Consider the following 23,196-nt stretch of genomic DNA (forward strand, 5'->3'; position numbering starts at 1 on the left):
GGCTTCGTCACCGGGAGCCGCACGGGTAGCGTCGTCGCATGGCCAGCGATGACATCGACCCCGCGGAGACGCCGGTCGCGGAATGGGTGGACCGTCTCGCGCAGGCGAAGGGGGCACCGGGTGGTGGAGCCGCCTGCGGCGTGATGACGGGCATCGCCGCAGGGTTGCTGGGAATGGTGGCGGCATACACCGACGATGACCCCGAGGCTCGACAGGCCGAGCAACGATTGAGCCGCACGCGGCGCCTGGCGCTGGATGCCGCCGAGGAAGACGGCGTCCGGTCCGCGGCTTTCGGTGCGGCTCTCGCGATGGACCAGGGTCCCGACCGCGAGCGGGCGGTTCGGGACGCGACGGTCGTCGCCGTCGCGTCGGCACTGGACGTCGGCCGGGTCGCGGCATCCCTTCTCGAGGAGGTCAGGCTGCTGGCCGACATCGGCAACCCGCACGTCGAGGCGGATCTGCGCGTCGCGGTGGAGGCTCTGCGGGCGGCGCTCGAGGGCACGAACCACACGGCGCGAGCCAATCTCGACCTTTTGGCGAGGCACCGGACCGCGGACGATCACCTCGACCCGAAGGTCGCGGCTTTCGAACGGGACCTCGTCGACCTCGCCGCGAAGCGAGCGGAATGCACCCGCATCGCGGCGGGCTGGTCGTCCGAGTAGGGCCGGGAGTCTGCGCCGGTTCGAGCGCGCGTCATCCGAAGACCCGTCTGAGCACCAACCGCTGCCCCAGCGTCCACGTGACCGTCGTCAGCAGGTAGATCCCCGCCGCGAGCGGCACGAACACCGCCACGACCGCGGTCATGAACTGCAGCGCGCCGAGCATCGCCACCGGAATGCCCGGCACCCCCTCCACCGGCGTAATCCGGAACGCCCGCCGCGTGATCTCCCCCACTGCCGCGATGGCGAGCACGAGGCATCCGATCACCAGCCACGTCGCAAGGCCAGCGGTTCCGGTCGACACGGCGTGGAGCAGACTCGCGCCGAGCGGCACGCCGAGCAGCGTCTGCGACAGCAGCTCGTTGGCGTGCCCGGCGATGCTCGCGTGGATGAACACGGAGTACAGCAGGCCGACGATCGGCGCCTGGATGAGGATCGGCAGGCAGCTGGCGAACGGCGACACGTCCTCGGAACGGTAGAGCTCCATGGTTTCGCGTTGCAGGCGCTCCCGGTTGCTGCGGTAGCGGGTCTGGAGTTCGCGCAGGCGCGGCGCGAGACGGATGCGCGCTTGGTCGGCTTTGGCTTGGGCGATGCCGGCGGGGATGAGCGCCGCCCGCACCACGAGGGTCACGAGCATGATGGCGAGCGCGCCCGCGAACGCTCCCGTCCACGAGGCGAGCAGCGAGGTCAGGCCGATGAGGCAGCGGGCGGTGAGGTCGAGCAGGGTCGAGATAACAGGCAGGGTGGTGATGTCCACGGGGTTCCGTTCGTCGGAGCGATCAGGGTCGGCTGATCGGCCGCGAACGGATGCCGGGGCACGAGTTGCCCGGACTGTTCGACGCTACGCGGCCGCAGTCACCTGACCGGGCCCGCGACGGCGGACGTGTCCTGCCGCGTCGGGATCGCTCTGCGTGAGCGGCGCCGTGAGCTCGATGCGACGGGTGGGATGCGGCACCGCTCCGCGCGTGCTCGCATGCACGGCGGTCGCGAGGAGCGCGAGCGTCAGGACGGCGAGTGCGAGCAGCGCGACGGTGAGCGCGGAGCCGCTCAGCGACGGATCGACGGCGACGAGGAGCCCGAAGACCTCGAGGACGACGCGCAGCAGGTCGTGGATCATGCTCGCCTCCCGTCGCGTTGTGTGGACCTCAGGCTAACGGAGCCTCACCCGAGCTGCACCATCTCGGCGCTGCGCTCCCACAGTTCCTGCGCGAGGCGCGGGTCGGTCGCGAGCCGGTGGGTTTTCGTGACGCGGTCGTTCTCGTAGTAGGCGCCGGGCAGCCAGTCCTCGCGCGGGGTGCCGTCGGCGAGGAACACGAGCCGCTTGCCGCCCTCCTCCGTCGTCGTCAGCAGGCGGCGTGCGAGGGGGCTGTGGTACATCCAGCGCAGCGGTCCCGCGGTGTTGCCGGCGAAGCTCGTCGCGACGACGCCGGGGTGGAACGCGACCGCCGAGACGCCGTCGCTCCCCCACCGGCGCTGCAGCTCGCGCGTGAAGAGGATGTTCGCGAGCTTCGCGTTGCCGTACGCCCGCCACCCCGAGTACCGGCGCGCGGCGTTGAGGTCGGTGACGTCGAAGCGCGAGAACAGTCGCGCCGCCGCGCTCGCGGTCTGAATGATCGATGCCTCGCTTTCGACCAGCCGCTCGCGCAGCAGGTTCGTGAGCAGGAACGGCCCGAGGTGATTCACCTGGAACGTCTGCTCGAACCCGTCGCCGGTCAGCTGTCGCTTGCCGAAGACTCCGCCCGCGTTGTTGGCGAGCACGTCGATACGCGAGTACGCCTCGAGCAGCTCGCCCGCCAGCCGGCGCACCTGCGCCAGGTCGGAGAAGTCGGCGAGGTGGTACGGCGTGCCGAGCTCAGCCGCGACAGCCCGCGTCTTCTTCGGCGAACGGCCGACGAGGACGACACGGTGACCCCGAGCGACGAGCTGACGGGATGCCGCGGCCCCGATCCCGTCGCTGGCTCCGGTGATGACGATGGTGCGCATGGGGTGTGTGTCACATTCGGGGCCGATGTCGACGAAACCATTGACGGCACGGCTGCCGGGTGCAGGGCGTCGGCAGCCGTCACTGAGTCGTCGCGCGTGCCGTGACGCGGAACCGGAACCTCGCGTCGTCACCGAACCACATCGGGAAGTTCGTGCCCCACACGTTGTTGTGGAGGTTCAGCTCCCATCCGAGGGACAGGTCCGGCAGGCGGTTGTCGAAGGTCAGGAGCCTGCCCTCGCCGGGGGCGAGGAGCGGTGCGTCGACGGTCTCGAGCAGGATGTCGGCATCCGCTCCTCGGTAACGCACGCCGATGCCGACGGCGTGCAGGGTGCGGTTGCCGTCGCGGACCACGGTGAGCGGTGAGATCCAGGCGTCGAGCTTGTCCATCTCTCACAGCGGCTGGGAAGCGACGCGGGGTACGGACCCGAACCAGCTCGCCTCGGGCGGACAGTTCGCGACTTTCCGGACCACTGCAGAGTGACGTCGACGGCGTCAGAAAGGCCTGAATCGGGTCAGTGGCGCTCTAGCAGGAAGGACGCCTGCAAAAGAATGTCCCGACGGTCCAAAGCGCTATCCACAGGCAGGGCGCCAAGTGAGTCGGATAGTCCGGCTCGGAGGCGGATTTGAAGACGACCTCGCGTCGTACGACTCGTCAGACGCCAGTGACTGTCGGATCCGCAATACGCGGGTTCCTTCGCCGTTCCACTTCTGCCGTCAGTTCATGAGCGAAGTGCTGAGGTATCGGTGACTGAGAGTTCTCAGAACTGATCCAGTACCGACCTGTCAGGTGCCCATAATCATTGAGATCGATCTCTGCCGACCACTTCGTCAACCCCGAGATCGATCTGACGGTAATCGCGACAACCAGACCGGAAACGCTGGCCTCGACTACTCGTGGCGTCTTCCTGACGGCTTGATCCACCGAGGCGCGGAAGTCACTCTCCGTGAAGCCATCATCGAAAACCGGCGCGGTCGCGCGTCTGCGCTGTGTTTCGCGCATCGACTTGATTCCCTTGGCGAGTCCGCCGCCGGCGAGAACCGCCAGTCCCGCCAATACGATCTTGTCCAGCATCAGCACCTCAACCGCCATTTCGATCCCTTTGGTGAGACCCGCGGTCACACTATCGCCCCAGCTCGCCAGCCTTAACTACGCAACGACACTCCTTAGCTCCGAGAGCAGCCACGACAACTGTTGCGGGTTGCGCAGCGGAGGCACATCCGAACGCTATTAGCCTGCCCGCTTACGCGCCGAACGGATACCATCGCGAAGTGGTCCGCCCCACGGTCGCGTGGACGCAAACGGTACCTAGAAGCGGGGGAAAGTCATGGAGACCGAAGACGGCAGATTACTTGATGCGCTGCGCAGTCACCTGGCAAGCGCAGCATCGCTTGACTCGCTCAGTGAGTCCTTCTCAGTCTTCGTTCATGAGGCCCTCAAAGATGACCTCGCTGAAGTCGACGCCCGTCTCCTTCTCTGGAGGGATAGCCTTACGCACCACCCACTGAACGGCCTCGAGGAGGAGAACCTCCTCAGAGCTCGCCTTGACCAGCATCGTGTCGCCCGGGAATTCGTCGCGTGGGCTGAGCGCAAGCTCGAGGTGCGATCGCTGACAAAGCGCACCCGCGACACCTCGACGATCGTTCGCGGGGCAAGCCCGCTCGCGGTTCAGGGCGCCGGCCTTGAAGCGGAGAGTCTTGGCCTGGTCGCCTCGCCGAGCTTGCACATGCCACTAGGAACGACTAACGAGGCGCAAGTGGGTCAGATTGCCGAGCAGTTCGAGCGCGCCTGGAACCACCCCACGGCAGCCGTAACCGCGCGCGAGGACTTCTTTGCAGCGGCACGTGCACTGTATGAGAATCGTGCTCCAGAGTCTCTCTATCTCCGCATCCTGACGTCCCTCTTCAGCGACTTCGTCGACGAGTCGGGTGAAGAGTCCGAGCGGCGTGGCCTCACCGGCTTCTACGACACCGAAGTGTGGAAAAAGCTCTACAAGTTCCAGCGGGACGGAGTTCTCGGCGCGATTGAGAAGCTCGAGCGCCACAACGGCTGCATCATCGCGGACAGCGTCGGCCTCGGAAAGACGTTCGAGGCGCTCGCCGTAATCAAGTACTACGAACTCCGTAACGACCGTGTGTTGGTCCTCGCCCCCAAGCGCCTACGAGAGAACTGGACGCTCTACCGCGCCAATGACGCTCGCAACCCACTGGTCGCCGACCGCTTCAACTTCGACGTTCTAAACCACACGGACCTGTCTCGCGAAGCCGGCATGAGCGGGGATATCGACCTTGCCCACCTGGAGTGGGGTAACTACGACCTCGTGGTGATCGACGAGTCGCACAACTTCCGGAACAACCCCCAGAGAGACGACCGCACCACGCGCTACGAACGGATGATGAATGCGGTCATCAAGTCCGGCGTGCGCACCAAGGTGCTCATGTTGTCGGCGACCCCGGTCAACACTCGCCTCGCTGACCTGCGCAACCAGGTCCTTTTTGCGACCGAGGGCGACGACCGGGCACTCGCGCGCGAAGGTGTAAAGGACATCGGCCAGACCCTGCGTCAAGCGCAGACGCGCTTCAACGCGTGGCAGAAGATCCCCGACGAGCAGCGCACCGCGAAATCTCTCGTCGGGATGCTGGGCATGGACTACATCCGGCTACTGGATCTGCTCACGATCGCTCGCTCCCGTAAGCACATCGAGAAGTACTACGGCGTCGAGGACACGGGCAAATTCCCGGAGCGGCTTGCTCCGATCAACCTCGCACCAGGCATCGATCTCGACGGCACCATGATCTCGCTGGACGTGATCAACCGAGCAATCCTGCGGCTCACCCTCGCTGCCTACAAACCCACCAGCTACGTGCGCGACGGACTCAAGGAGAAGTACGCAGAGGTATACGACCGTTCGCTCCGCACCGGTGGCGCCCGCAAGTGGGTGCAGACGGACCGTGAGAACAATGTGGTGCACCTCTTACGAGTCGGCCTGCTGAAGCGACTCGAGTCCTCGGTGAAGTCGTTCGGCCTAACGCTCGGAAAGATCCTCGACACGGTTGATGCGTCGATCGAGCGTCTGAACGAGTTTGAGGTCGACGGAGCGCAGGGTACGTCTATTCGGGACGAGGGTGCGGCCTCGAACCTCGGGCTCGACGACCCTGACCTGGACGATGCGGTGGGCAGCAACGTCCAGGTGTATCTCCAGGACATGAACCGCAGTGGTTGGCGGCAGGACCTGGAAGCCGACCGCGAGACCGTCGCCACGCTCCTCGCTGAAGTGACCAAGGTGGACGCTTCCCGCGACGCGAAATTGGCCGAACTCAAGAGGTTCCTTCGCAACAAGGCAGAGAATCCGACGAACGCGGGCAATCGCAAGGTGTTGGTCTTCACCGCATTCAGCGACACGGCCCAGTACCTCTATGAGCATGTGGGGCAGTGGGCCCGCCGTGAGCTCGGCGTCAATGTCGCCCTCATCACGGGCCAGTCGACGAAGAGCACCGTCACAGGTCAGCGCCAGGACATGCACGTCGTGCTGACCGCGTTCTCACCGATCTCCAAGGGCGGCGACCCCGACGGCGACGCCATCGACATCGTCATCGCGACCGACGCGATCTCTGAAGGGCAGAACCTTCAGGACTGCGACACCGTCGTCAACTACGACATCCATTGGAACCCAGTCCGCATCGTGCAGCGATTCGGACGCGTCGATCGCCTCAGCTCGTCGAACGCGTCGGTCCAACTCGTGAACTTCTGGCCCACGGATGACCTGGACTCCTATATCAACCTCGAGGGCCGCGTCTCAAGCCGGATGAAGCTCCTCGACGTGTCCGCGACCGGCGAGGAGAACGTGCTCGACTCGTCGGACATGAACGACCTCGACTACCGGCGCCACCAGCTTGAGCAGCTCCAGAAGGCTGCGCCGACGATGGAGGACCTCGCCGGTGGATTGTCGATCACCGACCTCACGCTGTCCGACTTCCGCATGGATGCCTCATCGCGGCCCAGAGCGGAACTCCAGCGGATCGACGAGTGGCCGCTGGCACTCTTCGGTGTCGCGAGGTTCGACGCAGCACTTGAGTCTGACGGGCTCGCTTCCGGGGCCGTCTTCCTCCTTCGCGTCAGAGACGATGCGTTCGGCTTCTCGCAGGCATATCCGCTCGCACCCTACGTGCTCGCCTTCGTTCGGGACGATGGAACGCTCGCCCACGCAATCGAGGAGCCGAAGCTCGCGCTCGACGTCCTTCGCAGGCATGCCCTAGATCGCACCAAGCCGGACGATGCGGCGATCGCCGACTTCGAAGCAGCGACCGGGCGCGGTCGCGACATGAACCACTATCGGAGTCTGCTGAGCGTTGCAGTGGAAGCTGCCTCAGGCCACGCCGAGCAGACGCTAGCCGCCTCCATCTTCTCCACCGCCCCGTCCTTGCTTGGCTCCGACGCGACGACGCCTGGCCTGGAATCGGTGGACGTCGTGGCATGGATGGCGATCATTCCGTGACTTCTGGGTCAGTCGACTTCGTCGAAGTACTTGGGCTTCCTGAACGTGCGCGCGAGACGCATCGACTCACCAAGAAGGACATCGTTGAGCAGTGGGAGCACACAGCCCCTGCCGACGCCCGACTCCTCAGGCGGGCGATCAGCTCGGCAAGGATCGTGGGCGTACTGAGCCCCGCGACGACCGGTGTGCCTGCCGTCCGCGACGCAGATCGCCCTGTGGACATGATCCCGGTGCTCGAGGTGCGGATCGCCGGCGACGTCACGGCGAAGGACGAGCGCCGCGCCGCCGAGCTACTGCACCGCGCGATCCCTCGGCCAGCCGTCATTACGCTGTCCTCGCCCGAAGGAGGACCCGTTCTTTCGCTTGCCCTAACTCGGCTCAGCAAGACCGACGTAGGTAGGTCGGTCGTGGAGGAGCACCTGACGGTACCGATCGACGGGATCGCGGCGGCGTCTATACACGTAGGCGAACTCGACCGCACCGACCTTGGCTCGCTTTACCGGGATGTGGTGCGACGAGCGGCCGCCGACGGGCACCCCGCTCCTAGCCTGCGCGACGCCGCTGAGGCGGTGGAACTCCGGCACAGACTTGTGGGTCTCGACGAGGATCTTCAATCCGCCATGCGCAGCGCAACGCGCGAGAAGTCGATGCAGCGGCGTATTGAGCACAATGGCGAGGCACGCGACCTTCGTGATCGCATAGCCCAGACCCGACACGCGCTCTACGGAGAGCCGTCCGTCAGAACCCGTACCAGCGAGGACCCTAAGCTGGGTCCGTGACGACCCCCGCAGACAACGACAGCATCGAGTATGCCCCGATCGATAAGCTGAGCGGACGGGGGGAGGCATCCGACAACGTCGCCCGACTTGCAGAGTTGTTCCCCGACGCGGTGACGGACGGGCGTGTCGATCTCGAGGCGCTGCGAGGGCTCCTCGGCGAGGATGCTGAGCCTGCGGGTGGCGAAACGTCGGGACTGCGGTGGGCTGGGATGGCCGAGGCGCGTCGTCTCTCGACGCTGCCCGCGACGGGGACACTCTTGCCCCGCCCGGACGAGTCCGTCCACTGGGACTCCACGCGGAACATAGTGATCGAGGGGGACAACCTCGAGGTGCTCCGGCTCCTTCGCCGCGGCTACACAAACAAGGTCGACGTCATCTACATCGACCCGCCCTACAACACCACAAACGACTTCGTCTACGACGACAGCCGCGTCTCGACGGTGTCTGAACACGAGGCTGATGCCGGCCTGCGCGACGCGGAGGGTGCCACCCAGGTCGGCGCCGGGTCGGACCGGGCGGTGGAACGTCGACTTGCTTCGGCGAGGCACGCCAAGTGGCTCTCGATGATGTACCCGCGGCTGCTCGTGGCGCACTCGCTGCTCAAGGAGACGGGCGTGCTGATCGCGGCGATCGACGATAACGAGCACTCGCGTCTGAAATTGCTTCTTGACCGCGTATTCGGCGCGGAGAACTTCGCCGCGAACGTCGTTTGGCAGGGCGTGGGCAAGAACGATGCTCGCTTCACGTCCGGCGGCGTCGATTACATGCTGATATACGCGAAGAATAAGGCGCGCCTTGTTGAGGGCGATGTCAGATGGTCTGAGCCAAAGCGCGGCTACGACGATGTGGTCACAGCAGCTGGCGAGGCCTGGAACGCAGCGAACGGTGATGCCTCTGTTGCGACGGCTTCGTTCAAGCGTTGGCTTAGGCAGAAGCCTGACATTGAGAAGGGGCTCGCGGCCTATTCTGAGATCGACGAGACGGGTGAGCTATTCACGCGGAGCCCAATCAGTAGTCCTAACCCACGTCCAAACCTGATGTACGACGTCCTCCATCCGGAGACGCTCTTGCCGGTGCCCACTCCCGCAAACGGTTGGCGCTACTCGAAGGAGGTCATGGCGGAGAAGATCGCGCAGGGTCGGGTGTTGTTTGGGGTGGATCACACTTCAACCGTTCGATACAAGCGATACCTCAGGGAAGTTGAGACCCAGGCAATCAGGCCTGTCTTCTTCCAGGTGCGCTCGACGGCTAGCGATCGGCTCGAAGAGCTCCTTGAGAGTGACGTCTTCAGCTTTCCAAAGGACCCATCGGTCGTAGCCAATTGGCTCAGAGCGGTGACCGAAGACCGACGGGATGTTCTGGTCCTCGACTTCTTCGCAGGCTCGGGCTCAACGGGCCAAGCGGTCATGGAACTCAACGCGGCGGATGGTGGCAGCCGCCGGTACATGCTGGTGCAACTCGACGAGGAGGTCGGGAAGGACGGCTACGACACCATTGCCGACATCACGCGCGAACGCCTCCGTCGGGCTGGCCAGAAGATCGCCGAGAACCTCCCCCTCGAGTCCGCGGCCATCGACCTTGGCTTCCGCTCCTATCGCCTCGGGTCGTCCAACCTCAAGCCGTGGGATGGAACTGGCCAGCTGAACCTCGTAGAGTCCGTCGATAACCTAGTCGAGGGGCGGTCGACGGATGACCTGCTCGTCGAGATGATGCTCCGCCTCGGCATCGAACTCACGACGCCCGTCGAGGCTCGTGAGGTTGGAGGCAGCACCCTCTACAACCTCGGCGGTGGCACGTTGTATGCGTACTTCGGGGACCACGTCACGACCCAGCAATCTATCGAGGTGGCACGGGCACTGGTGCAGTGGCGCGACGAGAACCCCGTCGATTCGGACGTGACCATGGTCGTACGTGACACGGGCTTCGTCGACTCTTCCGCGAAGCTGAACCTGGACGCCGCGGTGAAACAGGCCGGATTCACTACTTTCCGGAGCATCTGAGGCGATGAAGTTCTCCTTCGACGCTGACCTCGACTATCAGCGCGCCGCGATCGATGCCGTGACCGGCCTGTTTGCCGGCCAAGAGGTGATGACGGGCGCCTTCGACGTTTATGCCCATCCGTCTCTTCACGCGGGGTTCCAGGGCATGGCGGACACTGGTGTTGCCAACCGGCTTGTGCTCGACGAGGACTCCGTCCTCGAGAACCTCCACGCCGTCCAGGAGAGCTCCGGCTTCGCGCCCGAGCCGACTCTCGCATCGTCGAACTTCACGATTGAGATGGAAACCGGCACAGGAAAGACCTACGTCTACCTCCGTACGATCTACGAGCTGAACGAGATGTACGGTTTCACCAAGTTCATCGTGGTGGTGCCGTCGGTTGCCATCAAGGAAGGCGTTGTGACTTCCCTCGGGATGCTGAAGGAGCACTTCGGTTCCCTGTACGGCAACGCACCGATGCAGTACTTCCAGTACGACGGATCCAACCCGTCTCGCGTGCGCTCGTTCGCGACCTCGTCAGGCATCGAGATCATGGTCGTCACAGTGTCGGCGATCAACAAGGCGTCGAACACGATCCACAAGGCGGTCGAGGCCCTCGACGACGAGCGGCCGATCGACCTGATCGCGGCGACGAAGCCCATCGTGATCGTCGACGAGCCACAGAGCGTGTATGGCGATGACGGCAATCCGCGCAGGAACAAGGGCGCTGGTCGTGTCGCGATCGAGAAGTTTGATCCGCTCGCTGTCTTGCGTTACTCGGCAACCCATCCCAAGTTCGACAAGGAAAACCTGGTCTATCGCCTCGACGCCATCGCGGCGTACGAGAAGCAGCTCGTGAAGCAGATCGAGGTCGACTCGCTCGTGACCGAGTCCAGCGGTACGTCGCCCTACGTGCAGCTCAAGAGTGTGAAGCGGACTGCTGGCCGGTTCAGCGCACGCATCGAGGTGGACGCCGAGCAAGGCGGGCGACTGGCCCGTCGCACGGTCACGGTGCGCGACGGCGACAACCTCCAGTTCGTCACCGGTCGTGATCTCTATAAGAACCTGACCGTGACCGAACTGAGCGTCGCGCCGGAGCGGATCCGTTTCGACACCGTCGCGGAGCCGCTTCACCCAGGGGAGTCGATCGGCGCCGAGGTCAGCCTGGGTGAGCGGGCGCGTCAGATGATCGCGCAGACTATCCGCCAGCATCTGCGCAAGGAGAGGGAGTTCGCCTTCTCTGGTCTGCCGATCAAGGTGCTGAGCCTGTTCTTCCTCGACACGGTTGCCAAGTACCGCGAGTACGACGCCGACGGCGTGGCGCAACCGGGGGAGTATGCGCGCATCTTCGAGGACGAGTACGCGAAGATCTCGCGCGAGGCCGAGTTCTCGACCATCCTCCCGGAGCAGCCGGCCGAGGTCGTCGCCCGCACTGCTCACCAGGGCTACTTCTCCGTCGACCGCAACAAGAAGAGCGGCGTGGAGAAGCTCGTCGACACCGCCGAGAACACCGCTGCGGGTCGGCAGCAGGCCGAGTTCGCGTACGAGCAGATCATGAAGGACAAGGTCGGGCTCACCACTCCGGGGTCTCCGATCCGTTTCATCTTCAGCCACTCGGCTCTCCAGGAGGGTTGGGACAACCCGAACGTCTTCCAGGTGTGCGTGCTGCGCAACATGGGTTCGGAGCGTTGGCGACGTCAGAGCATCGGGCGCGGTCTGCGACTCGCGGTGGACGGCAACGGCAACCGGATCCGCGGATTCGGCGTGAATCGCCTAACCGTTATCGCCAACGAGTCCTTCGAGGAATTCGCTGAGCGGCTCCAGCACGAGCTCGCGGAGGACCTCGGCATGGAGTTCGGCAAGGTCACTATCGATGGATTCGCACGGCTCACTTTCAAGGATCCCGACGAGGACGGCAAAGTCGTGCCGGTCGGCAACGACTCGGCGCAGGACCTCTTCGCGAGCCTCGTCGCCGGCGGCTACGTCGACAAGGCTGGCGCCGTTCAGGAGCCGTTGCGCAAGGCCATCACGGAGGACAGCGAGAGCCTCAAGACCTTGGTCAGGCATGCTGTCGAGAGCGACACCGCGCAGATCGCGCTGCTCGGGCTGCTCAAGCGGCTGGCGAAGCCGATCGAAATTAAGAAGGCTTCGGACCGTGTTGTGGTGCCCGTGGTGCGCGAGCGTCTCGAGAGCCCGGAGTTCGAGGCGCTGTGGAGCCGGATTCGGCATCGGACTGAGTACCGACTGCACGTCGATGAGGACGACCTGCGCGAGACGCTGATCAACAAACTGCGACAGATGGAGCCCGTCCGCAAGCGCAAGGGTGAATGGCAGACGTCTCGGGTCGACCGGATCGATCAGAGCGGTCTCACCGCCGACGTCGCGAGCATCCGTCGGACGGATGTGAGCTACGCGGACTCGGAGGACTTGCCTGACATCCTGTCGGTGCTTGCCGATAGGACGCAGCTTACGCGGGCGACGATCGCGTCCGTTCTCACTGAATCGGGGACCCTGTCACAGTTCCGCGGCCACCCCCAGGCGTACGTGGATCGGGTGTCCAAGTTGCTGAATGAGACGAAAGAGCAGTTCCTGGTCAACGGACTTTCATACGACCTCGTTGCGGACGGCCGTCCCGACCGTGAGCGCTGGTACCCACTCTCCCTACTCGAGCAGGAGGACCTTCAGGGCTATGTGGGCAACGGGGGCAACGTTGTAGTTAACGGCGACGGCGACGCGATCGACTTCAGCGCGAAGTCTCCTTACACGCATGTGGTGACGGACTCCGGGGTCGAGTCCGCCTTCGCGCTTGAGCTGCTCCGCCGTGAGGATGTGAAATCCTTCGTGAAGCTCCCCTCGAACTTCACAGTTCCGACGCCCTTCGGAAAGTACAATCCGGACTGGGCGATCACGATAGAGACAGCCCATGGGGGTCGCCACATCGTCTTCGAGACGAAGGGAACGTCGAACACAGCGCTGCTGGGCGGATTGCAAGAGCCGAAGACGATCGCTGGGCGCCTGCACTTCACGACCGTTGCCGAGCGGCTCGGCTACGTCGATTTGAAGTATGCCGTAGGGGTTCACATGGACGACCTAGAAGGCGCGGCCCAGGATGGTACAGCGGGGAACGCATGCCCAATCCCCCGCGATCTCGAGGCGATCCGATCGGACGCTATTTAGCTAGTGGCGCTGTCGGCGGGGCCAGCTCCGCCTTCTCTCATTTGAGCGCGAAATTACGACGCTTCCCATCTCGACCGACCGCAAGACGGTCCGAGTGCCTATCCTCGGTGCTCTCGGACGCCGGACGGGACCTCGGATGACAGTTCAATCAGCCCGAGGCAGTCGGCGAAGCGACCAGAAGGCAGCATCGGGATACTGACGTATTTGAGAAATCGGCGTAAGAAATACGCATCGGTGCCCCTGGAGGGACTCGAACCCCCAACCGTTTCCTTAGGACGGAACTGCTCTTCCATTGAGCTACAGAGGCTGGCCCGTCGAGTCTACCGATCCCCCGGCGTCCGGTAGGTTCGCGACATGATCGTCCGGCGCGCACTCACCCTGCTCGCCGCGACCGTGTTGCTGCTCACCGGATGCGCCGGCCAGTCGCCGCCGCCGCACGATCCGCCCGCCGGACCGCGGTTGCCGCCCGTCGGAGGCCAGCTCGACTATCAGCTGGGCGGCGCCTATGACCCACCCGACGGTGTCGAGATGGTGGTCCGCGACCGGGCCGCGGCATCCGTCAACGGCCTCTACTCCGTCTGTTACGTCAACGGCTTCCAGACGCAACCCGGCGAGCTCGACACCTGGCCCGAGAATCTCCTGCTCCGCGATGACGGCGGCGAGCCGGTCATCGACCCGGACTGGCCAGACGAGGTCATCCTCGACACTCGCAAGGCGGACGAGATCGCCAAGATCGTCGGGCCTTGGATCCGCGACTGCGCGTCCGACGGGTTCTACGCCGTCGAGTTCGACAACCTCGACACCTACACCCGCACCGACGGCGCCCTCAGCCGCGACGACGCGCTCGACCTCGCGACCCTGCTCGTCGACACCGCGCACGACGTCGGACTCGCTGCCGGTCAGAAGAACGCCGCCGAGGATGCGTCATTCCTCCGCTCGCGAGCCGGCTTCGACTTCGCCGTCGTCGAGGAGTGCGCGGCCTACGAGGAGTGCTCCGCCTACACAGAGGTCTACGGCGACCACGTCCTCGCCATCGAGTACACCGACAACCTCCCCCGCCCGTGGGACGAGGTCTGCGGCGACCCGGAGACACCGGCATCCGTCGTCCTGCGGGATCGAGAGCTCGTCACGCCGGACGATCCGGGGTACGTGTTCGAGACCTGCGGCTGACGCGCCCTGAAACGCTAGCCTCACCCCATGACCATCCGCCTGAGCACCTCATGAGCGAGCACCCGCGCGACGCGGCCGGGCACGAGCTCGATGAGTACGACCGCCACGTTCGTTTCCGCCTGCCAGGCCCCGTGCTCGCTCACCCCGGTTCCGAATACGCCGATGACACGTGGGGCTTAATCGACGGCGACCCGATGCAGTCATCGTTCCTGATGGTGCAGCACGTCGGGTGCTTTCTCCGGGCTCTGGTTCCCGTCCAGCTGACCGGCGGCTACTCCGTCACGTTCGGGGTGTGGATCAACGTGCGAGAAGAAGACCTCAAGCACGCGTACGAGACATGGCGGGAGCCGGCCTACGTCGGTCTCGCCATCGACGGCTATCTCGCGAATGACCTCCTTCCGTTCGGCTTGGGCGGCAGACCCGTGCACGTCGAGGCGCGAGACGAGGACACCTACCCGGAGTGCGTGTCCAGCCCGGACCCCGAGCTGGCACACGTCCTCCACGCAACGTGGGACCACCGCGAAGTGCTGGACGCCCTGCCGCACTGAACTAGCTTGCGCCTCTGCCCGCGGCGATCCAGTTACGTTGGAGGAGCGGACAGACCCTCTACGCCGAGCCCCGTTCGCCCATCGACCACACCGGCGGAAGCACCTCGCCACCAGGAGGCCAGCCCACCATGAGCACGGACCCCACGCCCGCGGCATCCGCCCCCACCACTCCGGACACGCGCGGAACCACCACCGTCCCGTGGATCGCCGTCATCGCGTTCACGGTCATCGCCTGCGGGCTCGCCTGGCTCGTCACGCTCCCCCTCTGGACGGGTGACGGCCTCGCCACCCCCATCGCACCACTGCTCCTGCCGGTGATGATGTTCACGCCGGCCGTCGCCGCGCTCATCGTCACCCTGTTCCTGCGCCGCACCGCCGGACGGCGGTCCTGGCGCATGCTCGCCCTCGTCCCGATCAAGCCCCTCGGCCGCTTCTTCGGCCTGCTCGGCATCGGACTCGCCATCGCCGTCGTGGTGCCGGTGTTCGCCACGTTCATCGCCGCAGCGACCGGAGCGCTGCAGCTCGACCTCGTGAACTTCTCCGGCTTCGCCGCGGCCCTCGACGCTCAGCTCGAGGCGGCCGGCACGCCGGACATCGAGATCCCGGTGGCGGCGCTCGTCATCACCCAGCTCGCCTTCATCCCCGTCGGCGCCGTCATCAACTCGTTCCTCGCGTTCGGCGAAGAACTCGGCTGGCGCGGGTGGCTGCTCTCCGCACTCCGCCCCCTCGGCACCTGGCCGGCACTCCTCATCAGCGGCGTGATCTGGGGCCTCTGGCACGCGCCGATCATCCTGCTCGGCTACAACTTCGCCGAGCCCAACCTGCTCGGCGTCGGCCTGATGGTGATCGGATGCCTCAGCTTTGGCATCCTCCTCGGCTGGCTCCGCCTGCGGTCCGGCAACGTGTGGCCGGCCGTTCTCGGCCACGGCGCGTTCAACGCCGCCGCGGGCTTCGCCTTCCTGGTGTCGACACCCGACCTGCAGCCGCTCGCGGCATCCCCGCTGAGCTGGCCGGGCTGGCTCGCCTGCGCCAGCATCATCTTTCTGCTGCTGGCCCTTGGCCAGTTCAAGAAGTCACGCCTTCCGCAGACCGGCGCCTGACGCGCTCAGGCGTCGGGCGACGATCCCGACGGCGGCTCGTCGCTCTCGCGCTTCTTCCCCCACCCGGTTTCACGCCGCAATTGCAAGAACCCGGCGGAGATGAGCACCAGCGCCACGACGATGAACAGCACCCGCACCCAGGCATTCATGCCCGGGAACAGCAGGTTCGGCAGGGCACCGGCGAAGGTCGCGCCGATGAAATACCAGACTGCGACCGGGGTCTCGTTCTGTGGTTCAGTCATCGCGTGCTCCTTCCGTCCTCAACGACGGTAGGCGGCGGGCATGGCGGCACGCCTCCCCCGCGCGGCGGAGATCGCTACTCGGCGAGCTTCTGCTCGGTGTAGGCGATGCGCTCGCGGCGCCACTCCGCCGACGACACGTGCAGATCGCTGAGGGATGCCCGGCGGAACACGGCCTCCGCGGCACTCGCACCGACTCCGAGCAGCGACTCGATCGCCGCGGCCGCATCCTCCTCCGTCGTCGTGCCCGCGATCGCCGAAGCGATCTCGGGGAGGCGAGGGCCGGCATCCAGAATCGCCCGCTGCTCGAGGAGATCCGCCGCCAGAGCCGCCCGGTTCTGGTCCGATCCCTCCCAACGCTCGTTGGCCTGCGCATCCTTGACGGACTCCGCAGACACCTGAATCTGCAGCGGCTCGGCCACCACCCGAAGCGGAACCAGCCAGGCATGCAACGTGTTCTCGCCCGGCACGACCGCCGCCCACGCGTCTTCATCGATATCGACCGGCACGCGCGCGTACTCGCCCGGGTCGAGCGGCACCGCCGGCATCCCGCCCGACGCCGCCCAGGTCATGAGCACCCTCGACTCGTGCGCACCGGTCACGGAGCCGACCACCTGGAACGAGTCACCGTCGGGCTCCCAGCGCTGACTGCCGGTGTTGACGACATCGATCACGAAACCATCCGGACCGGCATCCGGCCGGGCCACCGACGGCCACCGCAGAGCGAGACCGCGACGGCGCTCGGCGTGACTGGCCCGCAGCCGCTCAGGACTGTCGACGAACCACACCTCCTCCCCCGGTCGCAGGTACGCAACCCACCACGATGTCCGCTCGGCGTCCAGCGGAGCTCCGACGACCGCCTCGTCGCCACGTTGCCGCAATACCCGCCAACCCTCCGACACCTGCGCCTCGATGGGCTCCACTCCAAGCCGGGCGGCGAGCTCTGCGAAGGCTTCACCCTCGCCGGAGACAGCTGCAGGATCTACAGCGGAATGGCCGATACGCGGGAGCTCGTCGTCCGGGTTCATGCGGCCATGCTTGCACGACCGGTGCTCAGCCCACCGGCACCCGCCGCCGCGCCCCGACGCAGACGCCGATCGCCGCGATCGCCAGCACCCCGACGCCGCCCCACACCCAGCCGGCGAACGACCTCCCGGCGGGCGGCGCGGCATCGCGGACGGCCTGCGCTGTCCTCTCCGAGACCAGCGTCGCGACCTCACCGACAGGCGTCCCCGCGCGGATGTCGGAGAACGTCGCTGAGCCGACCGGTGTCACGACGTCGTCCCACACCGCGTACCAGGCAGCGACCGTCGGATCCGAGACCAGTGCGGCATCCGCGTCGACATCGACAATCGCGGCGGCCGTCGCAGCATCCCCGTCGACACCTGCGAACTCGGCCACGCTGTCCGGAGACTCACGCCACACCCGGTAGATCGCCAGCGCCTCACCTGAGGACGACAGCACCGGCGCCACCCACTCGTCGAGCGCCGTCACCGGATCGCCGGCGTCTCCGGCGATCAGAGCGTCACTCCAGCGATACACCCGGTGCACGGGACCGAAGGATGCCGCACCCTCGAGCTCAGGCAGGGTGCCGGTGTCGACGGCCATCTCGATCGACAGGGCCGCCCGCACGTCGGCGGGCGTCTCCGGCTCCGACGCCTGCGCGGCAGCCGCCCCACCGACGACCAACGCCGCCACGATCGACGCCATGAAGCGCCACCGACGTTTCGTCATGCGGTCCCCCCTTTCGCTGAACGTAGCGCTCACGGTCACGGCTGTGGGTCACGATCCGGTGGCGATCGCCGCCGTCAGCGACAATAGTTGCAGATCAGCAAGTAGCGACCTAGCGTGGTCGGACGGCCGGAGACAGGAGGATGCATGGATGACGCACGGCGGGCGACCCTCGCAGATCTGCCCTCAGCCCCAGCCTGGCGGTGGACCGCCTCGGAGATCACTTTGATCGTCGGCATCCCTCTGATCGCCTACATCGGCGGCGTCGCTGCCGCAGCCGGCTCGACACCCGGATTCGTGCTCGTCTGCTTCGCGGCTGTGGCAACGGTGACGCTTCAGGCACTGCGGGTGATCCGCCGCAACCAGCCACGCGTACCGGCCTACACCGCCCCGGTCGCCGTGTTCGTCGCAGTCGTCACCATTCTGACCGGCTGGAACCTCCTCCAGTTCGCCCCGCATACATCGCTCGCGACGTGGTTGTGGCCCGCCATTCCGGTCGCCCTCTTCATCGCGCTCGTCGCACTGATCCGGCGGGGTCGCCGATGACCGAAGCCGCGACGGAGCGGGAACTGCTCGTGCTGCCGCGGTTCAAAGTCCTCGGATTCCTGTGCCAGGTCGACGAGTCCGACTACCGGTCACTCGAGGAGTTCACCGGCCTGAGCATCCCCGACATCTCCAAAGCCGTCGGCTTCCTCGACGATCGCTCACTCGTCCAGGTGCGCAAGGAACGTATCGGCCGGTACGCGCACACGGTCGTGCGGGCGACACCCCTCGGGGTACGGACCTTCCGGAACCTGCTCGACGGCCTTCGCAAGTACGGGATAAGCTGATCAAAACCTAAAGGGTGTAGGTTAACTCCTCGTGCCCCGCGCGAACCTCTCCCCCGACGCCCTCACCAGGGCGGCGCTCGACCTCATCGACGCCGGCGGACCGGGCGCGCTCTCGATGTCGGCGCTCGCCCGACGCGTCGGCGTGCAGACCGCCAGCCTCTACGCGCACGTCCGCGACCTCGCCGCGCTCCGCAGCGCCGTCCAGGCCGCCGTCTTCACCGAGCTCGCCGACACCATCGGCGAGTCCCCCACCCTCCGCGACCTCGCGAACGCGCAGCGCTCCTACACGTTCGCGCATCCGGCGCGCTGGGCGATGATCTCGCAGCCGGTCGAGCGCAACGAGATCACCGAGCCGGCGGCATCCCGCATCTCGGCACTCGTCGTCGGCTCGCTCGGCGACTACGGCCTACCCGACAGCGAGACCGTCCACGCGGTGCGCTTCGCGAGCGCGACCATCGCCGGCTACCTCGCACTCGAATCCGCGTCGTCGTTCGCACACCGCGACGAGACCACCGACGCCTCTTGGAACCGCGCCCTCGACGCCCTCGACCGCGCCCTCCGCACCTGGACCCCGAAGGACCCCGCATGATCGACAACACCCTCGACACCACGACCGTCCGCGGACTCGCCGAACTCGAACCCACCAGCCGCGGCCTGCGGCTGCACCGCCTGCCCGCATGGGTGCGCACCCAGTATCCCGAGCCGCAACTGCTCGGCGTCGAGGCGCAACCCGCCGGCGCACGCATCGCGGTGCGCACCGCGGCATCCCGCCTCGACCTCGACCTGCACTCGACCCGCGCCACCCTGCGCGGACTGTCCCGCCCGCGCGGACGCGTCGATGTCCGCATCGACGGCGCCCTGCACGACAGCGTCGAGCTCGACGGCGGCGACACCGTCGACACCGATCCGACCACCGGCATCCGTCAGCTCGTCGAAGGACCGGCCCAGCGCATCGCCGTCGACGGACTCGCCCCGCGCGACAAGCTCGTCGAGCTCTGGCTGCCGCACAACGAGACGATCGAGCTCGTCGCGCTGCGCGCCGACGCGCCCGCATCCGCCGACACGACCGACCGCCCGCGCTGGGTGCATCACGGCAGCTCGATCAGCCAGGGCTCCAACGCGACGCAGCCGAGCTCGACGTGGGTCACGCTCGCCGCCCGCCGCGCCGGACTCGACCTCCGCAACCTCGGCGTCGGCGGCAGCGCGCAGGTCGACCCGTTCATGGCGCGCGTCATCCGCGACGCCCCCGCCGACATCATCAGCGTCGCGCTCGGCATCAACGTCGTCAACGGCGACGCCATGCGGCTGCGCGCGTTCGTGCCGGCGGTGCACGGCTTTCTCGACACGATCCGCGACGGCCACCCCGACACGCCTCTGCACCTCATCACGCCGATCTGGTGCGGCATCCACGAAGACACCCCCGGCCCCGGCATCATCGACCCCGCTTCGTTTGCCACCGGCACCCTCCTCTTCGGCGCCGCCGGCACCCCCGGCGACACCGCCGGCGGACGCCTCACGCTCCGCGTCATCCGCGACGCCCTCGCCGACGTGTACGCGCACCGCGACGACCCGAACCTGCACCTCATCGACGGCCTCGCCCTCTACGGCGAAGCGGATGCCGCCACCCACCCGCTCCCCGACCGGCTGCACCCGAGCCCCGAGGCGCATCGCCTCATCGGCGAGCGCTTCGCGGCGATCGCGTTGCAGTCAGGCGGGGTGCGCGAGCGGTGAGCTGACCGCGAGGCTCAGCGCCGGATCAACGCCCGCGTGCCGGATCACCATCCGAAAGCGTGCAATCAGCTGGTGACTCGGCAACCGAGTGGTGACTCGACGCGGGATGCCGCGAACCGGCACTCTCTCCACTCGCACGCGACCATGCGGCCCGACTTGCTCCCGGCTCAACACCCGCGTGCCGAATCACCACCCGAGAGCGTGCAGTTCGGCGGTGACTCGGCAACCGGGTGGTGACTCGGCGCAGGATGCCGACCGTCGGCGCACGATGTCGCGACCCACACAGCCCCACGCCCGCGCGCTCCGCCCCTCAGGCGAACGCAGCGATCTGCAGCAGGTTCCCGACCGTATCGCTGAACACGGCGGTGGTCACCGGTCCGTGATCGATCGGCGCCTGCGTGAACTCGACCCCGAGCCCCTGCAGCCGCTCGTACTCGGCCGGCACGTCGTCGACACCGAGCACGAAGAACGGGATGCCGTCCTCGAGCAGCGCGTCGGCGAACGGCGGCACCGCAGGGTGGGCCTTGGGCTCCAGCGACAGCTGGGTACCCTCGGGCGCCGCGGGGTCGACGACCGTCAGCCACCGGAACTCGCCCATTGGGACGTCCGCGGCCACGGCGAAGCCGAGCTTCTCGGTGTAGAACTCGAGCGCGCGCTGCTGGTCGTCGACGAACACGCTCACGGTCTGGATCTTCATGACTCTCCTTCGGGAAGGGGCCAGCGCTCCGAGATCTGAGCGAGCGGCCGGGTGTCGATCGTGTGGAACTTGAACTTGCCGCGACGCTCACTGTGCACGAGGCCCGCCTCTTCGAGGACCGCCAGATGCTGCGACACCGCCTGCCGCGAGTGCGTCACGCCGCGATCGGCCAGCCGCACGCACAGCTCGAAGAGCGTCTGCCCGTCGCGCTCGGCGAGGTCGTCGAGAATCATCCGACGCGTCTCGTCGGCGAGAGCCTTGAACACGTCGCCCATGCCGCGAGTATAGGCAAGTACCTACTTGCCTATCAAGACTGCGACTGGTGAGTGGCACCCCTCGTCGATAGCCTGCGGGGATGAGCGCTTTCCCGACCACGTCAGGACGGCGCTGCGCATCAGCGAGAAGCACGACCGCGCTCTTGGCTGTCCTCGGAGTTGCATCGCTCGCCGGCTGCACCGTGAACACCGCCGAACCCTCTCCGCCGCCCGCGCCGACCGTGGAGACCGAGACTGTCGAGGAGACTGATCCGGTCCCGGCGCCGGTCCCTCTTCCCGAAGCCTGCGCATCCTCCCAGGCGCGCGATGACCTCGGCCCGCGCAGCGGTGCGAACGGCGACGTCTACGAGGAGGACGCGAACGGCCTCGCCACTGTCTATGCCGTCGCGTACAACGACACGTTCCAGGACATCGCCGCTCGCTTCTGCCTCGACGAGGACGAGCTGCGCACGGACAACCACATCGACGAGCTCATCGCAGACGAATACATCGCCCTCCAGCCGGAGTCGTACGCCAACGCACGCCGAGCCTCGGGGTACAACTTCCCTGCATGCCCGGTCTCCATGAACGACAATCCGCTCGTCGCCTCGATCAGCTGGTGGGCCGACGACGAGTCGGACGAGACGTATCGGGCGAGCGTCCAGGGCACGCCACGCGACACGGGCGCCGCTCGGGGCGCGACGGGCGATGTCCGGACGGATGCCGCGGGCGACCTCGTCGACTACACCGTCGCCGCGAACGACACCTGGCGCGGCATCCGGGACCGATTCTGCTTCGACTATTACTTCATGTGGTCGCTCACTGGGACCGACGAGACACCCGTTCTCCACCCCGGCGATGTCATCCCACTCAAGCCGCAATTCCTTGAGCTTCCCGTCGAGTGAGCTCGCTCACCCCACCGGGTAATCGACGTACGCGAACCGCGACCCGTCCGAAGTCCAGCTGTTCACGTTGATCGTGCCCTGACCGCCGAACACCGTCGCGACGGTCTCGGGCTGCCGCCAGCGCCCGCCCCGCACGAGCCGCAGCTCGACCTCGAGGTCGGCCGGGTGCCCCTGCGTCTCCGGTGGGAAGCTGATGTAGACCGCGTCCCGCCCGGTCGGCGACGGGTGCGGAAACCAGTTCACCCGGTCGTCGAACGTCAGCTGCTCGAGACCCGAACGGTCGCGCCGCATCCGCGCGATCTGCGCATGCCCCGGCGTCTGGGAGAACTCCTCGGTGTTCAGGTAGATCCACGATCCGCCCGGCGACCACTCGCTGCCGTCGGCGACCTGACCCGTCGTCAACGGCACATCCTCCGACCCGTCGATCCGCGCGGTCCGCAGGTCGGCCGACAGCACCTCGCCGTCCTCGATCGAGAGCGCCGTGTACGCGATCCACGCGCCATCCGGGCTCACCCCGTGCAGGAAGTGCATGAACGGGTCGTCCGGATTCGTGATCCGCACGCCCTCACCGCCGGTCCGCGGCGCCCGGTAGATCTGTCCGTCATTCGCGGACAACAGGATGTCGCCCGACTTCGGCACCAGCACGTGATCGTTGTTGATGGGCGGGATGCCGGTGAACGGCACTTCGACGAAGTCAGCACCGCCGGCATCCGCGTCGATGGACCACAGCAGCCCGCCGCCGTTCAGCAGCAATCCTTCCGGCGCCCAGTTCGGCGCCTCGAGCAGGACCTCATCGGTCTCGAAGATGACCCGGTCGGTGCCGGTCACGACGTCGTAGACGTGGACGCGGCATCGCTGCCCGTCGAGGGCGAAGTCGCGCGGCGGGAAAACGGTGATGGCCATGCCTCACCGTATCCGGCCG

General features: G+C 66.5%; 24 protein-coding genes and 1 tRNA gene. 13 read left to right on the forward strand and 12 right to left on the reverse strand.

Going from position 1 to position 23,196, the window contains the following annotated elements; genetic code table 11:
* The first annotated feature begins 38 nt into the window (after positions 1 to 38).
* Complete coding sequence (locus BLP38_RS07325) at positions 39 to 662, forward strand: cyclodeaminase/cyclohydrolase family protein (protein WP_020096907.1); 624 nt, start codon at positions 39 to 41, stop codon at positions 660 to 662.
* A gap of 31 nt (positions 663 to 693) precedes the next feature.
* Here BLP38_RS07325 and BLP38_RS07330 read toward each other — a convergent pair whose 3' ends face one another.
* From BLP38_RS07330 to BLP38_RS14220, 5 genes are all read right to left on the reverse strand, one after another.
* Positions 694 to 1,416, reverse strand: a complete 723-nt coding sequence (locus BLP38_RS07330; RefSeq protein ID WP_091355232.1) for a YidC/Oxa1 family membrane protein insertase — start codon at positions 1,414 to 1,416, stop codon at positions 694 to 696.
* An 84-nt stretch (positions 1,417 to 1,500) separates the two neighbouring features.
* Positions 1,501 to 1,776 carry a DUF6412 domain-containing protein gene (locus BLP38_RS07335; RefSeq protein ID WP_091355236.1) on the reverse strand — a complete coding sequence of 92 codons (276 nt, stop codon included), beginning with the start codon at positions 1,774 to 1,776 and terminating at the stop codon, positions 1,501 to 1,503.
* A 44-nt stretch (positions 1,777 to 1,820) separates the two neighbouring features.
* Positions 1,821 to 2,642: an SDR family NAD(P)-dependent oxidoreductase gene (locus tag BLP38_RS07340; protein WP_091355240.1), complete on the reverse strand. Its 822-nt coding sequence runs from the start codon at positions 2,640 to 2,642 to the stop codon at positions 1,821 to 1,823.
* 79 nt (positions 2,643 to 2,721) lie between these two features.
* Positions 2,722 to 3,030: a hypothetical protein gene (locus BLP38_RS07345; RefSeq protein ID WP_091355244.1), complete on the reverse strand. Its 309-nt coding sequence runs from the start codon at positions 3,028 to 3,030 to the stop codon at positions 2,722 to 2,724.
* A 265-nt stretch (positions 3,031 to 3,295) separates the two neighbouring features.
* Positions 3,296 to 3,763, reverse strand: a complete 468-nt coding sequence (locus BLP38_RS14220; protein WP_157681076.1) for a hypothetical protein — start codon at positions 3,761 to 3,763, stop codon at positions 3,296 to 3,298.
* A gap of 205 nt (positions 3,764 to 3,968) precedes the next feature.
* Here BLP38_RS14220 and BLP38_RS07350 point away from each other — a divergent pair, with 205 nt between their 5' ends.
* From BLP38_RS07350 to BLP38_RS07365, 4 genes are read left to right on the forward strand one after another with little or no spacing between them, the layout of a single operon-like run.
* Complete coding sequence (locus tag BLP38_RS07350) at positions 3,969 to 7,136, forward strand: helicase-related protein (RefSeq protein ID WP_091355250.1); 3,168 nt, start codon at positions 3,969 to 3,971, stop codon at positions 7,134 to 7,136.
* Entirely contained in the window at positions 7,133 to 7,915 is a 783-nt protein-coding gene (locus tag BLP38_RS07355) for a DUF4391 domain-containing protein (RefSeq protein WP_157681077.1), read from the forward strand. Before BLP38_RS07350 ends, BLP38_RS07355 begins: the two co-directional genes overlap by 4 nt.
* Positions 7,912 to 9,915 carry a site-specific DNA-methyltransferase gene (locus BLP38_RS07360; RefSeq protein WP_091355258.1) on the forward strand — a complete coding sequence of 668 codons (2,004 nt, stop codon included), beginning with the start codon at positions 7,912 to 7,914 and terminating at the stop codon, positions 9,913 to 9,915. The genes BLP38_RS07355 and BLP38_RS07360 overlap by 4 nt, the downstream gene beginning before the upstream one ends.
* Before the next feature lie 4 nt (positions 9,916 to 9,919).
* Positions 9,920 to 13,069 carry a restriction endonuclease gene (locus tag BLP38_RS07365; RefSeq protein WP_091355262.1) on the forward strand — a complete coding sequence of 1,050 codons (3,150 nt, stop codon included), beginning with the start codon at positions 9,920 to 9,922 and terminating at the stop codon, positions 13,067 to 13,069.
* Positions 13,070 to 13,304: 235 nt separating this feature from the next.
* Here BLP38_RS07365 and BLP38_RS07370 read toward each other — a convergent pair.
* A tRNA-Arg gene (locus BLP38_RS07370) sits at positions 13,305 to 13,376 on the reverse strand.
* 47 nt (positions 13,377 to 13,423) lie between these two features.
* On the opposite strand from BLP38_RS07370, the gene BLP38_RS07375 reads away from it, so the two are divergent.
* From BLP38_RS07375 to BLP38_RS07385, 3 genes are all read left to right on the forward strand, one after another.
* The gene (locus BLP38_RS07375; RefSeq protein WP_091355265.1) at positions 13,424 to 14,239 is read left to right on the forward strand and encodes an endo alpha-1,4 polygalactosaminidase; all 816 of its coding nucleotides are present in this window, start codon (positions 13,424 to 13,426) and stop codon (positions 14,237 to 14,239) included.
* 50 nt (positions 14,240 to 14,289) lie between these two features.
* Positions 14,290 to 14,787 carry a DUF2199 domain-containing protein gene (locus tag BLP38_RS07380; protein ID WP_091355267.1) on the forward strand — a complete coding sequence of 166 codons (498 nt, stop codon included), beginning with the start codon at positions 14,290 to 14,292 and terminating at the stop codon, positions 14,785 to 14,787.
* A 128-nt stretch (positions 14,788 to 14,915) separates the two neighbouring features.
* Positions 14,916 to 15,887 (forward strand): CPBP family intramembrane glutamic endopeptidase, encoded by a 972-nt coding sequence (locus tag BLP38_RS07385; protein ID WP_091355270.1) that lies wholly within the window; start codon positions 14,916 to 14,918, stop codon positions 15,885 to 15,887.
* 5 nt (positions 15,888 to 15,892) lie between these two features.
* Here BLP38_RS07385 and BLP38_RS07390 read toward each other — a convergent pair whose 3' ends face one another.
* From BLP38_RS07390 to BLP38_RS07400, 3 genes are all read right to left on the reverse strand, one after another.
* On the reverse strand, positions 15,893 to 16,129 hold the full coding sequence (locus tag BLP38_RS07390; protein WP_091355273.1) for a hypothetical protein: 237 nt from the start codon (positions 16,127 to 16,129) through the stop codon (positions 15,893 to 15,895).
* A gap of 74 nt (positions 16,130 to 16,203) precedes the next feature.
* Positions 16,204 to 17,154 carry a hypothetical protein gene (locus tag BLP38_RS07395; protein WP_157681078.1) on the reverse strand — a complete coding sequence of 317 codons (951 nt, stop codon included), beginning with the start codon at positions 17,152 to 17,154 and terminating at the stop codon, positions 16,204 to 16,206.
* A gap of 25 nt (positions 17,155 to 17,179) precedes the next feature.
* On the reverse strand, positions 17,180 to 17,860 hold the full coding sequence (locus BLP38_RS07400) for a hypothetical protein (protein WP_157681079.1): 681 nt from the start codon (positions 17,858 to 17,860) through the stop codon (positions 17,180 to 17,182).
* A gap of 144 nt (positions 17,861 to 18,004) precedes the next feature.
* On the opposite strand from BLP38_RS07400, the gene BLP38_RS07405 reads away from it, so the two are divergent.
* From BLP38_RS07405 to BLP38_RS07420, 4 genes are read left to right on the forward strand one after another with little or no spacing between them, the layout of a single operon-like run.
* Positions 18,005 to 18,403, forward strand: coding sequence for a hypothetical protein (locus BLP38_RS07405; protein WP_091355286.1), 399 nt, complete (start codon positions 18,005 to 18,007; stop codon positions 18,401 to 18,403).
* The gene (locus tag BLP38_RS07410; protein ID WP_091355290.1) at positions 18,400 to 18,687 is read left to right on the forward strand and encodes a transcriptional regulator; all 288 of its coding nucleotides are present in this window, start codon (positions 18,400 to 18,402) and stop codon (positions 18,685 to 18,687) included. The genes BLP38_RS07405 and BLP38_RS07410 overlap by 4 nt, the downstream gene beginning before the upstream one ends.
* A gap of 31 nt (positions 18,688 to 18,718) precedes the next feature.
* Positions 18,719 to 19,276, forward strand: a complete 558-nt coding sequence (locus BLP38_RS07415; protein WP_091355296.1) for a TetR/AcrR family transcriptional regulator — start codon at positions 18,719 to 18,721, stop codon at positions 19,274 to 19,276.
* The gene (locus BLP38_RS07420) at positions 19,273 to 20,418 is read left to right on the forward strand and encodes a GDSL-type esterase/lipase family protein (protein WP_091355298.1); all 1,146 of its coding nucleotides are present in this window, start codon (positions 19,273 to 19,275) and stop codon (positions 20,416 to 20,418) included. Before BLP38_RS07415 ends, BLP38_RS07420 begins: the two co-directional genes overlap by 4 nt.
* A 310-nt stretch (positions 20,419 to 20,728) precedes the next feature.
* Here the strand turns inward: BLP38_RS07420 and BLP38_RS07425 are convergent, their stop codons facing one another.
* Both BLP38_RS07425 and BLP38_RS07430 read right to left on the reverse strand, forming a co-directional pair.
* Positions 20,729 to 21,115 (reverse strand): VOC family protein, encoded by a 387-nt coding sequence (locus tag BLP38_RS07425; protein ID WP_091355301.1) that lies wholly within the window; start codon positions 21,113 to 21,115, stop codon positions 20,729 to 20,731.
* On the reverse strand, positions 21,112 to 21,390 hold the full coding sequence (locus BLP38_RS07430) for an ArsR/SmtB family transcription factor (RefSeq protein WP_091355304.1): 279 nt from the start codon (positions 21,388 to 21,390) through the stop codon (positions 21,112 to 21,114). Before BLP38_RS07430 ends, BLP38_RS07425 begins: the two co-directional genes overlap by 4 nt.
* Positions 21,391 to 21,572: 182 nt before the next feature.
* Between BLP38_RS07430 and BLP38_RS07435 the strand changes: the two genes are divergently transcribed.
* Positions 21,573 to 22,274: a hypothetical protein gene (locus BLP38_RS07435; protein ID WP_172824675.1), complete on the forward strand. Its 702-nt coding sequence runs from the start codon at positions 21,573 to 21,575 to the stop codon at positions 22,272 to 22,274.
* Positions 22,275 to 22,280: 6 nt separating this feature from the next.
* Here BLP38_RS07435 and BLP38_RS07440 read toward each other — a convergent pair whose 3' ends face one another.
* A complete protein-coding gene (locus BLP38_RS07440; RefSeq protein WP_091355311.1) occupies positions 22,281 to 23,177 on the reverse strand; it encodes a TolB family protein in 897 nt (298 codons plus the stop codon).
* Between the last annotated feature and the right edge of the window lie 19 nt (positions 23,178 to 23,196).

The sequence above is a fragment of the Microbacterium sp. LKL04 genome (genome assembly GCF_900102005.1).
Classification (GTDB): Bacteria; Actinomycetota; Actinomycetes; order Actinomycetales; family Microbacteriaceae; genus Microbacterium.